Here is a 13,873-nt window from a genome sequence, read left to right on the forward strand (position 1 = left end):
GGCGCCGTACGTCAGGCGGCGGTCCAACCGCCGTCCATGGGGAGGGAGGCCCCCGTGACGTGGCCGGTGTGCGGCCCGCAGAGCCACAGGGCGACGGCCGCCACCTCCTCCGGTTCGATGAGTCGCTTGATCGCCGAACCGCGCAACAGCACCTCGCCGACGACCTGTTCGGGCGGGATCCCGTGGGCCTCGGCCTGCGCGGCGATCTGGCGTTCCACGAGCGGGGTGCGCACGTAGCCGGGGTTCACGCAGTTGCTCGTCACGCCGTGCGGCGCGCCCTCCAGCGCGGTGACCTTGCTGAGGCCCTCCAGGGCGTGCTTGGCCGTGACGTAACCGCACTTGTAGGGGCTGGCCCGCAGGCCGTGCACGCTGGAGATGTTGACCACCCGGCCCCAACCGCGCCGGTACATGTGCGGCAGGGCTCGGCGCAGCAGCAGGAACGGTGCGGTGACCATCACCTGCTGCAGCCGTTCGAACATCCGGGGCGGGAAGTCCTCGATGGCCGCGACGTGTTGCAGTCCCGCGTTGTTGACCAGGATGTCGGGATCCTCGGGCAGGGACGCCAGGGCGGCGGGATCGGCCAGGTCCACCGGATGCGCGCGCCCGTCCACCCGCCGCGCCACTTCCGCGGCGGCCCGCGCGTCGAGGTCCACCACGTGGACGAAGGCCCCGGCGCCCGCCAGGGCCTCGACACAGGCCCGCCCGATGCCGCTGCCGCCGCCGGTCACCAGGGCCGTACGTCCGACCAGTGCGCCCGTCGGGAGTCCGGGCGCCGTTCCACCGAATCCGCTCGTCATGACCCGAACGGTAGGGACGCGTACCGGGGGCTGCCGATGTGCGCCGCCACCACAGTCCGGGCCCCGGACATGGCCGCGGCCACCACCGACGGGTGGGGGCCCGGTGGGAGCGGTCGCGGGCGCGATCCGGCGACGGGCCTCAGGGGCCGGGCGCCACCGGGACGGACGGCGTGTGCGCCGGTCTTGGTTCGCCCGCCGGGTACTCCTCGCCCAGCACGGTGTCGAACAGGCTGGTGACCTCCTGCGAGGTCAGTCCCTGCGCGCGCGCCTCGCGCATCCACTCGCCCAGCCGGGCCCGCACGGGGGACTCCGGCGCCGTCCGGGGCGTCGCCAGCGTCCGCGTGATGAAGGTGCCCGAGCCCTGCCGCACTTCGACCAGTCCGGACCGCTCCAGTTCGCGGTACGCCTTCAGGGTGGTGTTGGGGTTCACCTTCGTGGTGGCGGCGACCTGCGCCGCGGTGGGCAGCTTGTCGCCCTCGGCCAGTGCCCCCATGTGGAGCGCCTGCTCCACCTGGTGGACGATCTGGAGGTAGGCGGGCAGGCCGCTGCGTCGTTCGATGCGGAACACGACCACGGTGCCCGCCTCCTTGGTCCTCGTCGTTTTCGCTCAGCCTAGTGCTGTGGCCGGAAGGGTTTGCCGGGTCGCGGTGTTCGGTGCGCTGCGTCGCGAGGCGGAGGGCCGCGGCTCGTACTGGACGTACTTCCGCGGTCCGACAACGCGGCTAGGTGCCGTGCCGGGCGCCGCGACCCGGCGGACCTTTCCGGTCACAGCACCAGGTGCTCGCCGGACTACAGCCGGCCCCTGCGGGTCCGGAGCACGCACACCGTCAGGAACAGCACGGTCAGCGCCAGGAGCACGCCCGCCGCGGTCCACTGCATGCCCACCATCTGGTCGCGGTCGAAGTAGTCCCGGACCGTGTTGACGATGCCGAGGTCGCTGCGGCACTTCTCGGCCGCGGCGTCATGGGCGCAGGTGGACCAGCCGTAGAGCTTGCCCGACGCGGTACCGACCCACTGGTCCACCTCGACCCCGCCGCCCAGGGCGGCCGGCGTCTCGCCGTCGAGCGGCCAGGCGACCCGGCGCGGCGTGGCGAGTTCGTCGCGGAGGCCGCCGGCCACGGTCAGGCCGATGGCCGAGACCAGGAAGGTCGCGACCATGGCGGGCGTGACCCGCCGCACGAGCGCGCCCACCGCGATGCCGAGGGAGGTGGTGCACAGGGCGGTGGCGACCAGGACCGGACCCGTGGTGTCGAAGAGGGCGCCGGTCAGCCAGTCGTTGGGGGCGAGCGGTCCCAACGACCGCCACCACCAGCCGTACAGCAGGCTCAGGATCGTCATCGGTACGGTCACCACGAGCAGGGCGAAGGACACCTTGGCCAGCAGCCACTGGAGCCGCGACACGGACTGGGTGGCGACGAGCCGTCCCGTCCCGTTCTCGTAGTCCGCAGCGATCAGCGGTGCGCCCAGGAACGCGCCCAGCAGGACCGGGACGAAGCCCAGGGTCACTCCACCGGAGTTGAGATCGTTGGATATCCGGTTGGTCAGGTCCTGCGGGAGGGAGTCCCCCCGCTTGCCCGGCCAACCGGCGGCGTGCAGGTCGTTCAGCATCGCGCCGCGCTGGTAGACGATCCAGGCCGCGCCGATGAGGGTGAGCGCGAGGCAGCACAACAGGGCCGCGCGGTGCTGGTGGACCATGAGCCAGGCCAGTCCGCGCAGCGCGCGGGGACCGGAGGGCTCGCGGCCGCGGATCGTGGGGTCCTGGGTGAGCGTGCTCATGCGGCGTGGTCCTCTCGGTGGCCGGGGACGGAGGTGGGGGACAGCAGGGCGGGCGCCTGCGGCGAGCGGAGGTAGGCCAGCAGCACTTCCTCCAGGCTCGGCTCGGTCGGCTGCCATTCGCTGCCGATCCACCCCTGGCGGCGCACCAGAGCGCTGAAGTGGCGTCCCGAGGTCCGGGCCTCGATCAGGGTGTGGGCGCCGAGGGCGGCGGGCAGGGCGCCGGACCCGTCGGTCACGCCCGTCACCACCGTGTGCATGGGGACCAACTCGTCGGTGTCGCCCGCCATGCGGACCTGTCCGTCGGCGAGGACCAACAGGTGGTCACACATGTCCTCGATCTCGCTCAGCAAGTGGGAGGAGAGCAGGACCGTGGTTCCGTTCTCGGCCGCCTCGGCGAGGAGCAGCGAGCCGATCTCGTCGCGGGCCACCGGGTCGAGGTCGGCCATCGGCTCGTCCAGGAGGAGCAGTTCGGGTCGCTTGCCGAAGGCGAGCGCGAGGGCCACCCGGGTGTGCTGGCCGCCCGACAGGTCCGCGATCCGCGCCTCCATCGGCACGTTGCCGGAGCGCACGATCCGTTCGGCCACCTCCTGGTCCCAGCCGGGGTTGAGTTCCTGCCCCATGCGCAGGGTCCGGGCCACCGTGAACCGCTTGAAGAGCGGCTTGTCCTGTCCGAGGTGGGCCCAGCGGGTCCTCGTCCCATCGGAGCCGACGGGCAGGCCGAAGATCTTCAGCTCGCCGGCGGTCGGCTCGACGAGCCGGGTCGCGAGACCGAGCAGGGTGCTCTTGCCGGCGCCGTTGGGTCCGACGAGGGCGGCGATGCGACCGGCGGGGATCCGGAAGGTGCAGTCCCGCAGGGCCCATCCCCGGCGGTACCTCTTGCCCAGCCCGTGTGCCTCGATGGCCCACCGGTTGTCGGCCGCGTCGAAATCGGTCGTACTGCGCACGGCGTCCCCCCTTTCCGTAAATCCACTAGATGAGTAGTGGAATAATGGACTCAGGTGTCGGCCGTGTCAAACGCCCGGATCCGACGGCGGCCGGCCCGCGCGGGAAGGGTCCCGCGCGATCCGGCGCCGTCGGATCCGGGCGCTGAGCCGTCCGAAGAGGGGGGTGTCGACGCTCCGATCAGGGGCGGGCCGCGGGCGGCGTCGGCAGCGGGGTGCCCTCGGTGCCGAGCAGCGCGAGGAGGACGATCGCGTCCGTCCACCCGAGCGGTACGACCGCCTTCGGCCGGCCGTCGACGCTGACGGTCTCGGGCAGCTCCCCGAGCGCGTTGCGCTTCGACAGCACCCAGTCCACGACCGCGTCGGCCTTCTCCCGCTGCCCCGTACCCGCCCAGGCGAGCGCGAAGAAGGACGTACTGGCCGTCCAGGTGATGTTGCCCCAGGGCGCGTCCGGGTCGTCACCCGGGACCACGCCCCCGTTGGGCCGCAGCAGCGCGGCGTACGTGTCGTCCAGGGCCCGGGGCAGGTCCGCGGGGGCGTTGTTGAACGGCGGCGCCATGAAGCCGACGGCGCTGTCCCGACCGTTCGAACCGTCGGCGGTCCGCGGGTACCCCAGCGGCGCGAACGTGGCCGCGATGCCCGCGGACAACCGCTGCGCCGCGTCCGCCCACCGGGCGGCGTCCTGCGTCCGACCGAGGCCGCGTGCCAGGTCGGCGGCGGCGTTCAGCCCCGCCAGCAGCGGCGCTGCGGTACCGATGTTCGCGCTCTCGGTCTCCAGCTCCCAGTAGTCGGGGGAGGCCGGTGGCAGGCCGTCGGCGTCGAGGGTGCCCGCCGTGTGGTCGGCCGCCTTGCGGATCATCGGGTACAGCGCCTCCAGCCGCGCGGCCCGACCGTCCTGCGGCGCCGCCCGGTACCACTGCCAGGTGGCCCACGGCACCCAACCGTTCCCGTCCAACTGCCACGGCCGGTCGTCCGGCGGACCCGAACCGTCCAACCGGGTACGGGCGTCCCAGGTGCCGTCCGCCCGCTGGGTCTGCGCGTTGAAGCGCAGGATCCGGTACGCCTCCTCGTCGTGCCCGGTGTGCGCGAACGCCGCGGAGGCGAAAGCGGAATCGCGCGGCCACGAGAAGTCCCAGAACGACGACCAGGCCGCCGCGAAGGCACCGTTCGGCCGCAGCAACGCCCGCATCGACAGCAGGGCCCGCTCCGCGCCCTCCCGCCGCGGCCCCGCCGCGCCCGGGATCCGGCCCGACGCCAGCCAGGCCCGGGACTCGGCGATCTGCTCCAGGGCGCCGGGGTCGTCCGCCTCGACGACGACGGACGCGGTGGCGCCCGCGGGCAGGTACCGCCACCGGCCGGACGGCAGCCGCAGCACGTTGCTGCCCCGCACGTAGTCGGCGCCGACGGCGAACTCCGGAGTGACCGCCTCCACCGCGGTCCCGTTGGAGAGCAGGCCGGAGGTCCGCGCGATCCGGTCGGAGGCGGGCACGTAACAGGGGTCCGTCTCGCCGCACCGCTCCTCGCCGGTCGGGTTCACGTGGAACGCCAGCCGGTCCTCGACGGCCTCCCACTGGTCCGCCGCCCCGTCGTGCCGCCAGCTGACGGGGGCGCCGGCCTCCGCCCGGCGGGTACCGTGCCAGACGACCGGCTTGCCGTCCGGGGTGGTCGCCTGCGCGAACAGGTAGTACGGGGTGCCGGGCGTCACGGGGGCGTCCAGGGGCACCTCCACCCAGCCCGCGCCCGCGCCGCCCAGCTTCGCCACATCGACCGTCCGCGCGGCGATCGTGGAACCGGCGTCCTCGCGCGCGCCGCGCACCTCGATCCGTACCCGACCCGTGGCGGCGGCGCTGCTCAAGTACAGGCTCACCCGCGACAGGCGGGCCTCGGACGTCCTGAACTCCTGCGCGGCCGCGCCACCGGCCGTCGCGATGCCGAGCAGCGCGGCCTCGTGCAGGGACTGTCCGTCCGGTGGAACTCCGTCCCGTGCGCTCGCCGGTCCCCCGGCGGCGCACAACAGTGTCGACAGCAGGGCAGTGGCCAACGCGGTGGACCTCGTACGCACCATGCTTCTCCCTTCGGGTGATCCGGACGTCAAACGAGAGACGGGCATGGGTGGTGGCGCGCTCCTTTCAGAGAGTGCCCCGCACGACCATCGGACCATCGGACCATCGCCCGGCCGCGCCGTAACCCGCCCCGTCTGGACGAACCGGGGCCACGCGGTGCGCCGATGGATGTCACCCCACGGACGCGGGGGCGTACGGGCGTACCGCCGTGGGCCGATGGCGCGGGCGCGGTCCGGTCCCGGCACCGGAACGTCGGGCCCGACCCCCGCCTCGCGGTGAGGGCACCGCGGGCGCCAACGAGGCGCGGGCTGCCAGGCGTTGGGGCAGTCGGCCCACCCATGACCGGTACGGCCCCGGCGGGTTCGGTGCCGGCGGCGGCCCTCGCCCTGCCGACCGGCCCCCGGCGAGCCGCCGGTCCGCCCGCCCCGCGCCGGATCCCCGTCCCCCGCAAGTGGGAGGACGGGGATCCGGCACCTGCCCCTAACGGGCCGGCAGCGCACCCGCGACCGACGACGGGACCGGGGCGAGACCCGCGGGCCGGGTGGTGAAGGTGCCCCGCCCCTGGGTCCGGCCCCGCAACCGGGACGCGTACCCGAACAGCTCCGCCAGCGGCACCGTCGCCGTGATCACCGCGGTCCCGGCGACGGACGTGGAGCCGCCGACCCGACCCCGGCGGGCCGCGAGATCACCGAGGACGCCGCCGACAGCGTCCTGCGGCACGGTCACCGTCACCTCCACGACCGGCTCCAGCAGTTCGACGGCGCTCACCCGCAGCGCCTCGCGCAGGGCGAAGCGGCCCGCGGCCCGGAACGCCATCTCCGAGGAGTCCTTGGAGTGGGTCGCCCCGTCGGTGAGGGTCACCCGCAGCCCCGTCACCGGGAAACCGCCCAACGGACCCTCGGCGAGGGCGTCGCGACAACCCGCCTCCACGGCGCGCGCGTACTCCTGCGGCACCCGGCCGCCGACGACCGCCGACCGGAACGCGAACCCGGGCTCCGCCAGCGGCTCCACGTCGATGACGACGTGCGCGAACTGGCCCGCGCCACCGTCCTGTTTGACGTGCCGGTACACCAGCCCGGTCACCCCGCGCACGACGGTCTCCCGGTAGGAGACCTGCGGCTGACCGACGGCCACCTCCACCCCGTGCCCGCTGCGGATCTTCTCCACCGCGACCTCCAGGTGCAGCTCGCCCAACCCCGACAGCACGGTCTGACCGGTCTCCGCGTCCGAGCGCACCACCAGCGAAGGATCCTCCTCCGCCAGCCGTGCCAGCGCCACGGCGAGCCGCCCCGTGTCGGTGCCGCGCCGCGCCTCCACCGCGACCGACACCACCGGATCGGCCACCGTCGGCGGTTCCAGCAGGACGGGCGCGTCCGGAGCGCACAGCGTCGTACCCGCGCGGGCCGTCTTCGGCCCGATCACGGCGACGATGTCACCGGCCACGGCCTCCTCCCTCTCCTCGTGCCGGTCGGCCTGCACCCGCAGGATCCGCCCGACGCGTTCCGTACGGCCCGTACCGGGATCCAGTACGGTCGCCCCCTTGCGCAGGGTGCCCGCGTAGATCCGCAGGTAGGTGAGCCGGCCCGTCGCCGTGGCCGACACCTTGAACGCGAGCGCCGTGAACGGCGCCGCCGGGTCGGGAGCCCGTTCCTGCTCGGCGCCGGCGGCCGTCCCGCGCACCGGCGGCATGTCCGCGGGCGACGGCAGGTACGCCACGACCGCGTCCAGCAGCGGCTCGATCCCGCGGTTGCGGTACGCCGAACCGCACAGCACCACCACGGCCTCCCGCCGCAGCGTCAGCCGCCGCAGGGCGTGGACCAGGGTCGGCCCGCTCAGCGCGGACTCCGCGCAGAACTTCTCCAACGCCTGCGGATCCAGCTCCGCGACCGCCTCCTCCAGCAGCCGGCGGCGCCGCAGCGCCTCCTCGCGCAGCGGCTCGGGCACCGGCTCCGTACGGTGGGTGTCGTCGCCGTCGTGCCAGATCAGCGCCCGCATCCGAACCAGGTCCACCACGCCGCGGAAGTCGTCCTCCCGCCCGACGGGCAGCTGGACCACCAGCGGGACCGCGCCGAGCCGATCACGGATCGAAGCGACCGCCGCGTCGAGATCGGCGCCCGCCCGGTCCAGCTTGTTGACGAACGCGATCCGCGGCACACCGTGCCGGTCGGCCTGGCGCCACACCGACTCGCTCTGCGGTTCGACGCCCGCGACGGCGTCGAACACGGCGACCGCCCCGTCCAGGACCCGCAGGGACCTCTCGACCTCGTCGGCGAAGTCCACGTGCCCGGGCGTGTCGATCAGGTTGACGCGGTGCCCCTGCCAGGTACAGCTGACGGCCGCGGCGAAGATGGTGATGCCGCGGTCGCGTTCCTGGGCGTCGAAGTCGGTGACCGTGGTGCCGTGATGGACCTCGCCCCGCTTGTGGACGGCGCCCGTGGCGAACAGGATCCGCTCGGTGACGGTGGTTTTGCCCGCGTCGACGTGGGCGAGGATCCCGAGGTTGCGCAGGGTCGTCAGGGTGGGGGAGAAGGGGACGGTGGAACGCCGGTCGGTGCGCATGGCCCGAGGCCTTTCGAACGAAATGGAACAGGGATCGGCGCGATTCCCGGACCACGTACGCACCCACCCGCACGCCCCCGCCCCGGCGTACCGGCCCGTGCCGGGACGGAACCCGGCAGGGCGGAGCGGGGGAACGGGAGGAGCGGAGGTCGGGGCCTAGACGTGTGTCACGGGCATACGGCGCCGGCCGCGCGGCCGGCACCGCACGGCGCGAGACACCGGGATCACGTCGTAACGGGACGGGGGAACCAAGGCGACGGTGCGGTGGGTGCGCATGGCCCGGTTCCCCTTCTCATCGTTCGGCGTCGGACGCGCCCGGCCCGATCGGCGGCGCGCACCGCGAGTGTAGGCAGCGGGACCCCCGACCGGCACGGCATTTTCCGCCGCGCCCCGTCCGGCAGCCCTCCGGCCCCCTCCCGGCGCGCCGGGCACGCCGTGCCCGGCCGGGACGGCGGGCGGGGGTTACCGTCGGCCGCATGGACGGTGACCGTCGAAGGTGGCGTCAGTGCGTGCTCGGCGGGGCGGTGTTCGCCGTGTGCATGGCCGGCACCACTCTGCCGACCCCCCTCTACGGCCTCTACCAGGAGAAGTTCGGATTCTCCGAACTGATGGTGACCGTCATCTACGCCGTGTACGCCTTCGGCGTCATCGGCGTCCTGCTGCTCGCGGGCAACGCCTCCGACGCGGTAGGCCGACGGCCGGTCCTCCTCGCGGGCCTCGCCTTCGCCGCCGCGAGCGCCGGCTGCTTCCTGAGCGCCGACGCGATGGGCTGGCTGTACGCCGGACGGCTGCTGTCCGGCCTGTCCGCCGGCCTGTTCACCGGGGCCGCCACCGCCTACGTCATGGAACTGGCCCCCCGGGACGGCTCCTCCCGGGCCACCCTCGTGGCGACCGCCGCCAACATGGGCGGCCTGGGGTGCGGTCCGCTGCTCGCCGGCATCCTCGCCCAGTACGCGGCCTGGCCCCTCCACCTGACGTTCGTCGTGCACCTCGCCCTGGTGGCGGCGTCGGCGGCGGTCCTGCTGCGGCTCCCGGAGACCGTGGCGGAGCGTCGCCCGCTGAGCACCGTACGCCCCCAGCGGCCCGCGCTGCCGCCTGGCGTCCGGACGGTTTTCGGGCCCTCCGCCATCGCCGCGTTCGTGGGGTTCGCCCTGTTCGGGGTGTTCACCTCGGTCAGTCCGGCGTTCCTCGCGGAGTCCCTGGACGTGCACAACCGCGCCGTCAGCGGGCTCGTCGTCGCCCTGGCCTTCTTCGCCTCGACCGCCGGACAGCTCGCGGTCGGCCGGTTCGGCGTGGGGCGTTCCCTGCCGTTGGGCTGTGCCGGGCTGCTCGCCGGCCTGGCCCTGCTGGCGGGCGCCCTCTGGTGGGACCAGCTGTCCCTGGTGGTGGCCAGTGCGCTCGTCGGCGGGGCCGGGCAGGGCCTGGCCTTCCGCGGGGCGCTGTCCGCGGTGGCCGCGGCGTCCCCGGCCGACCGCCGCGCGGCGGTGATCTCGACCCTGTTCGTGGTGGCGTACACGGGCATCTCCGTGCCGGTGATCGGCGTGGGCCTCCTGACGGGCCCGATGGGCCTGGAGGGCGCGGGGCTGGTGTTCATCGGCTGCATGGCCGTCCTGGCCACGGGCGCCGGCGTCTACCTCCTGCGCCGACCGGTCCGGACGGACTGAGAAGGGTACAACCCCCTCTCCTCCGGCAGGCGTTCACCCTGGCCCGCCTCCCCGTCAACAGAACTCGGGGACAGCGGCGGCGGCGTTGCGGCGTGCGCGCGAGGCGTTCGTGGGACACCGTGGACCCGCCCCCCTCACCCGGGCCACCGGCCCGGACCGACCCGCCGGCGTGACACGAGGAGCCCCTCCATGAACTGGACACTCGAAGTCGTACCCGTCCCCGTCACCGACATGGACCGCGCGAAGGAGTTCTACGCCGACAGAATCGGATTCAAGGTCGACCTCGACGACGAGGTCGCCCCCGGCATGCGCATCATCCAGCTGACCCCGCCCGGCTCGCGCTGTTCGATCGCGATGCTGCACGGAATGCCCACGGCGCCCGGCACGCGCGAGGCGACCCCCGGAAGCCTGCAAGGCTTGCAGCTCTGCGTCACGGACATCGAGGCGGCCCGCGAGGAACTCGTCGCCCGCGGCGTCGTCGTCTCCCGGGTCCGGCACGTCGGGGCGAACGGCTGGGAGGACGGCAAGGGCGGGACCTGGAACTCCTTCCTGACGTTCGAGGACCCCGACGGCAACGGCTGGGTGGTCCAGGAAGCCCCCTCGGAACTGTCCGCCCGCTGACCCGCGGCGGGCCCTCCCGGGCGGGCGGTCGCCTACGGGGCCCTCACCCGCCTCGTCCGGATCCGCCCCCGCGACGTCGTCCTCGTGACGGGGGCCGCCGGAGCGGTCGGCTCCCTGGCGGGCCGGGCCGCCCGACTGCTGGGCGCTGCCCGGGTGATCGCCGCCACCGGATCGCCCGCCAAGGCCGCCCGCCTCGTCGACGAACTGGGCTACGACACGGTCCTGCTCCGGGGCACCCGCCGCTTCGGGGAGCAACTCGCAGAGGCGGCGCCCGAAGGCATCGACGCCGTCCTGGACACCGTCGGCGGTGAGCAGCTCACCGCGGCCCGGCAGGGCGCCCGCGTCGCCGAGATCGCACGGCTCACCGGGCTGCGCGAGAGCCTGGCGCGGGGCGCCTCCGCCGACGTCCCCCAACCCGCCGAGGAGCCGGAATCCACCGACAGCCACGCCGTGGAACTGAATTGACGGATCGTCAATAACAGCCCGCGGCACCGCCGCCGGCGCGGACACTCGCCGCCGCACCGCATGGCGCCGGGTACGGCGGGTAAGCGCGGGCCATGACGGTCAAGAAGACGAGTGTTCTCGTACTGGACTGCGCCGAGCCCCAGGCCCTGGCCCTCTTCTACGCCCAACTCCTGGACGCCGACGTGCGGATGGGGGACAACCCCGACATCGTCGAAGTGGTCGGCACCGCTGGAGTGCAACTCGCCGTGCGCCGGGACCACGGCTACGCCCCGCCCAGCTGGCCGCGCCCCGAGGACTCGCAGCAGGCGCACCTGCGGATCCTGGTCGACCCCGCCGATCTCGACGAGGCCGAGCGCGAGGCGGTCTCCCTCGGAGCCCGACCGATCGCCACCGACGTCGAGGAAGGCCCCCACGACTCACGGCTGTTCAGCGACCCCGCCGGCCACTCGTTCACCCTCGCCGGACGACCCGCCACCCTCTGAGGCACGGACCCGGGCCCGCCCCCTCCAGCGCACCGACCAGGTCGGCACCCGTCAAGGATCCGGCCGAGCGGGGCCGCCGCGGTGCTGTCCGCCCTCGTCGTCGCGGACAGCACCGCCGACGGTACGGCCCCCCGCTCGGGAGACCACCGCCGACCGGCCGCTACCCCGACGGCGGCGCGCGTACGGGTGGGGAGCCGATCCCGCCCCCTCCGGACGCGCCACCTCCGCCGGCGCCGCCTATGGTGGAAGAGGGGCACATCCCTCGGAGCGTGCCATGCGATGCGCGACCCTCCTGTGCGCCGCAGCCCTGACCGCCGCGACCACCTTGGGCGGCAGCACGTCGCCACCGGTCCCGGACGATCCGCGGCTGACCGCGTTCTACCAGCAGAAGATCACCTGGGGCCCGTGCCCCACGTCCCACCCCGCCGTCATGCGGTGCGGGACACTCACGGTCCCCCTCGACTACGCACACCCCGACCGGGGCACCGTCGAGCTCGCCCTGTCCCGCATCCCGGCCACCGGGCCGCACCGGCTGGGCTCGCTCGTGCTCAACTACGGGGGACCCGGCCAGAGCGGCGCCGCGGGCACGGCCCAGCGCTTCGCCCGCTGGCAGGACCTCGCCCGGTCCTACGACATGGTGGGCTTCGACCCCCGGGGCATCGCCGAGAGCTCCCCGATCAGTTGCGGCGGCGCCCTGCCGCTCGTGGGCACCGAGTACATGGACGCCACCGAGCTGCTGAACGCCACCGAGGCGGCGAACCGCGCCTGCGAGAGCCGTACCGGACCGATCCTGCACCACGTGGGCACGGTCGACGTCGCCCGCGACATGGACGTCCTGCGCGCGGCGCTCGGCGAGTCGAAACTCCACTACGTGGGCGCCTCCTACGGCACCCGGATCGGCGCCGTCTACGCGGCCGAGTTCCCGCGACGCGTCGGCCGGATGGTGCTTGACGGGGTCGACACCCTCGCCAAACCCCTGACCGAACAGGCCCTGGACGTCGTGAAGGGCCAGCAGCTCGCCTTCGAGGGGTTCGTCGCCTGGTGCACCGCGCAACCCGGCTGCGTCTTCGCCGGGATGGAGCCGAAGGAAGCCGTACGGCAGACCGAACGGCTGGTCGCCCGGCTGGACGAGCAGCCGCTGCGCACCGCGGCCGGCAAGGAGTTCACCGGCCAGTCGCTGGCCTTCGCCATCGAGAACTCACTGTACGGAAGCAAGAGTTGGCCGGAACTGGCCCGCGGTTTGGGCCTACTGGAGCGGAGCGGGGACCTCACGGTCCTGGCGGACCTCGCCGAGCCGGAGTCGGACAACGAGGGCGCGGCCCTGACCGTCGTGAACTGCGCCGACTACACCGATCGCGGCGCCGGGGACGCGGCGGCGGTCCAGCGCAAACTCGACACCCTGCTGCCGGAGTTCGAGAAGGCCTCCCCGATCTTCGGACGCGGCGAGCTGTCGGAGACCGAGCTCTGCCACGGCCAAGGCCGGGCGGACCGGTTCGTCGCCGACATCGATCACCCCGGAGCCCCGCCGATGCTCCTGGTCGGAGTCCGCAACGACCCCGCGACCCCGTACGCGTGGACCGAGGAGACGGCCCGCCGACTCGGCTCGGCGGTCGTCGTCGACTACGAGGGCCACGGCCACACCGGTTACCCCCACTCGACTTGCGTGAAGCGGTACGTCGACCGGTTCCTGCTGACGGGGGAACTCCCGGAGGGGCAGGGCGGGTCCGGCGACGCCGCCGGGAACACCGTCTGCCCGGCCGAGGAAGTGAACGCGAAGGGCGAATAGGCCCGCCCGGCGGCCCACGCCCCGCCGCGCCGGCGCCCGGCAACCACCGGGCGCCGGACGGCGTCCCCCTTGCCGGGGGTGGTGCGGGTGCGGGCAGGGGAGGGGCGCGGGGGGCGGCCGACGGCGGCGTTGCCCGTCGTCGTCGCGGCGGCGCTGTACGGCTGGGCCCACTTCTACTTCGCGGGCCCGAACCCGCCGTCGGCCGCGGTCGCCGTCGGGGTGGGGGCGGTGCTGGGCACCGCGGCCTGCGCACTGTACTTCGTACGCACCCACGGCAGCGGCGCCCTGTTCGGGGTGCTGTTCCTGGCGGTGGGCCTGCTGCTGACCGTGACGGCGGCCGACCGGGCCGCCGGGCGGGCCGAGGTCGCCGTCTGCGTCGTGCGCGAGGCGCACAGCCAGGTGCAGGGGTCCTACGGCGAGGGCGGTCCGCCTGCCAAGACCGTCCACCGCCTCGTACTCGACTGCCCCGGGGGCTACCCCGACGAACTGAAGGACGACCGGCCCTTGGCGGCGCGGGGCGAGGAGATCGAGGTGGCCTACGACGCACGGCGGCGGGTGGCGCCGGAGCCGGCGGGCGGTACGTCGGCGTGGGTGCCCGCGGTGTGGGCCGCCCTCCTGCTCGCCGGCGCCACGCTGATCGCCGCCAGGAGCCCCGCACCGGGCAAATGACAAGCACCGGCAAATGACGAGCACCGGGCAGGTGAAAAGCGCCGGGCACG

At 74.1% G+C, this 13,873-nt stretch carries 12 protein-coding genes; 6 read left to right on the forward strand and 6 right to left on the reverse strand.

What is annotated here, in order from left to right:
- Positions 1 to 11 precede the first annotated feature (11 nt).
- The 6 genes from ACZ4XJ_RS26525 to fusA all read right to left on the reverse strand — a co-directional run bounded on the left by ACZ4XJ_RS26525 (position 12) and on the right by fusA (position 8,136).
- Positions 12 to 797 carry a 3-hydroxybutyrate dehydrogenase gene (locus ACZ4XJ_RS26525; protein WP_468497624.1) on the reverse strand — a complete coding sequence of 262 codons (786 nt, stop codon included), beginning with the start codon at positions 795 to 797 and terminating at the stop codon, positions 12 to 14.
- Positions 798 to 936: 139 nt separating this feature from the next.
- Positions 937 to 1,371 (reverse strand): GntR family transcriptional regulator, encoded by a 435-nt coding sequence (locus tag ACZ4XJ_RS26530; RefSeq protein WP_362878606.1) that lies wholly within the window; start codon positions 1,369 to 1,371, stop codon positions 937 to 939.
- 215 nt (positions 1,372 to 1,586) lie between these two features.
- Positions 1,587 to 2,573 carry an ABC transporter permease gene (locus tag ACZ4XJ_RS26535; RefSeq protein ID WP_468497625.1) on the reverse strand — a complete coding sequence of 329 codons (987 nt, stop codon included), beginning with the start codon at positions 2,571 to 2,573 and terminating at the stop codon, positions 1,587 to 1,589.
- Positions 2,570 to 3,517, reverse strand: coding sequence for an ABC transporter ATP-binding protein (locus ACZ4XJ_RS26540; RefSeq protein WP_468497626.1), 948 nt, complete (start codon positions 3,515 to 3,517; stop codon positions 2,570 to 2,572). Before ACZ4XJ_RS26540 ends, ACZ4XJ_RS26535 begins: the two co-directional genes overlap by 4 nt.
- Before the next feature lie 178 nt (positions 3,518 to 3,695).
- Positions 3,696 to 5,579 (reverse strand): glycoside hydrolase family 15 protein, encoded by a 1,884-nt coding sequence (locus ACZ4XJ_RS26545; RefSeq protein ID WP_468497627.1) that lies wholly within the window; start codon positions 5,577 to 5,579, stop codon positions 3,696 to 3,698.
- Positions 5,580 to 6,057: 478 nt separating this feature from the next.
- Positions 6,058 to 8,136, reverse strand: a complete 2,079-nt coding sequence (gene fusA, locus ACZ4XJ_RS26550; protein WP_468497628.1) for an elongation factor G — start codon at positions 8,134 to 8,136, stop codon at positions 6,058 to 6,060.
- Positions 8,137 to 8,612: 476 nt separating this feature from the next.
- Between fusA and ACZ4XJ_RS26555 the strand changes: the two genes are divergently transcribed.
- The 6 genes from ACZ4XJ_RS26555 (at position 8,613) to ACZ4XJ_RS26580 (ending at position 13,823) form a co-directional block, all read left to right on the forward strand.
- On the forward strand, positions 8,613 to 9,800 hold the full coding sequence (locus ACZ4XJ_RS26555; protein WP_362878615.1) for an MFS transporter: 1,188 nt from the start codon (positions 8,613 to 8,615) through the stop codon (positions 9,798 to 9,800).
- A 189-nt stretch (positions 9,801 to 9,989) separates the two neighbouring features.
- Positions 9,990 to 10,421 carry a VOC family protein gene (locus ACZ4XJ_RS26560; protein WP_468497629.1) on the forward strand — a complete coding sequence of 144 codons (432 nt, stop codon included), beginning with the start codon at positions 9,990 to 9,992 and terminating at the stop codon, positions 10,419 to 10,421.
- An 84-nt stretch (positions 10,422 to 10,505) separates the two neighbouring features.
- The gene (locus ACZ4XJ_RS26565; protein ID WP_468497630.1) at positions 10,506 to 10,886 is read left to right on the forward strand and encodes a zinc-binding dehydrogenase; all 381 of its coding nucleotides are present in this window, start codon (positions 10,506 to 10,508) and stop codon (positions 10,884 to 10,886) included.
- 92 nt (positions 10,887 to 10,978) lie between these two features.
- A complete protein-coding gene (locus tag ACZ4XJ_RS26570; protein ID WP_362878619.1) occupies positions 10,979 to 11,368 on the forward strand; it encodes a VOC family protein in 390 nt (129 codons plus the stop codon).
- Positions 11,369 to 11,642: 274 nt separating this feature from the next.
- The gene (locus ACZ4XJ_RS26575; RefSeq protein ID WP_468497631.1) at positions 11,643 to 13,154 is read left to right on the forward strand and encodes an alpha/beta hydrolase; all 1,512 of its coding nucleotides are present in this window, start codon (positions 11,643 to 11,645) and stop codon (positions 13,152 to 13,154) included.
- Positions 13,155 to 13,241: 87 nt separating this feature from the next.
- The gene (locus ACZ4XJ_RS26580) at positions 13,242 to 13,823 is read left to right on the forward strand and encodes a hypothetical protein (protein WP_362878623.1); all 582 of its coding nucleotides are present in this window, start codon (positions 13,242 to 13,244) and stop codon (positions 13,821 to 13,823) included.
- The last annotated feature ends 50 nt before the right edge of the window (positions 13,824 to 13,873 follow it).

This window comes from Streptomyces sp. NPDC029836 (assembly GCF_055574495.1).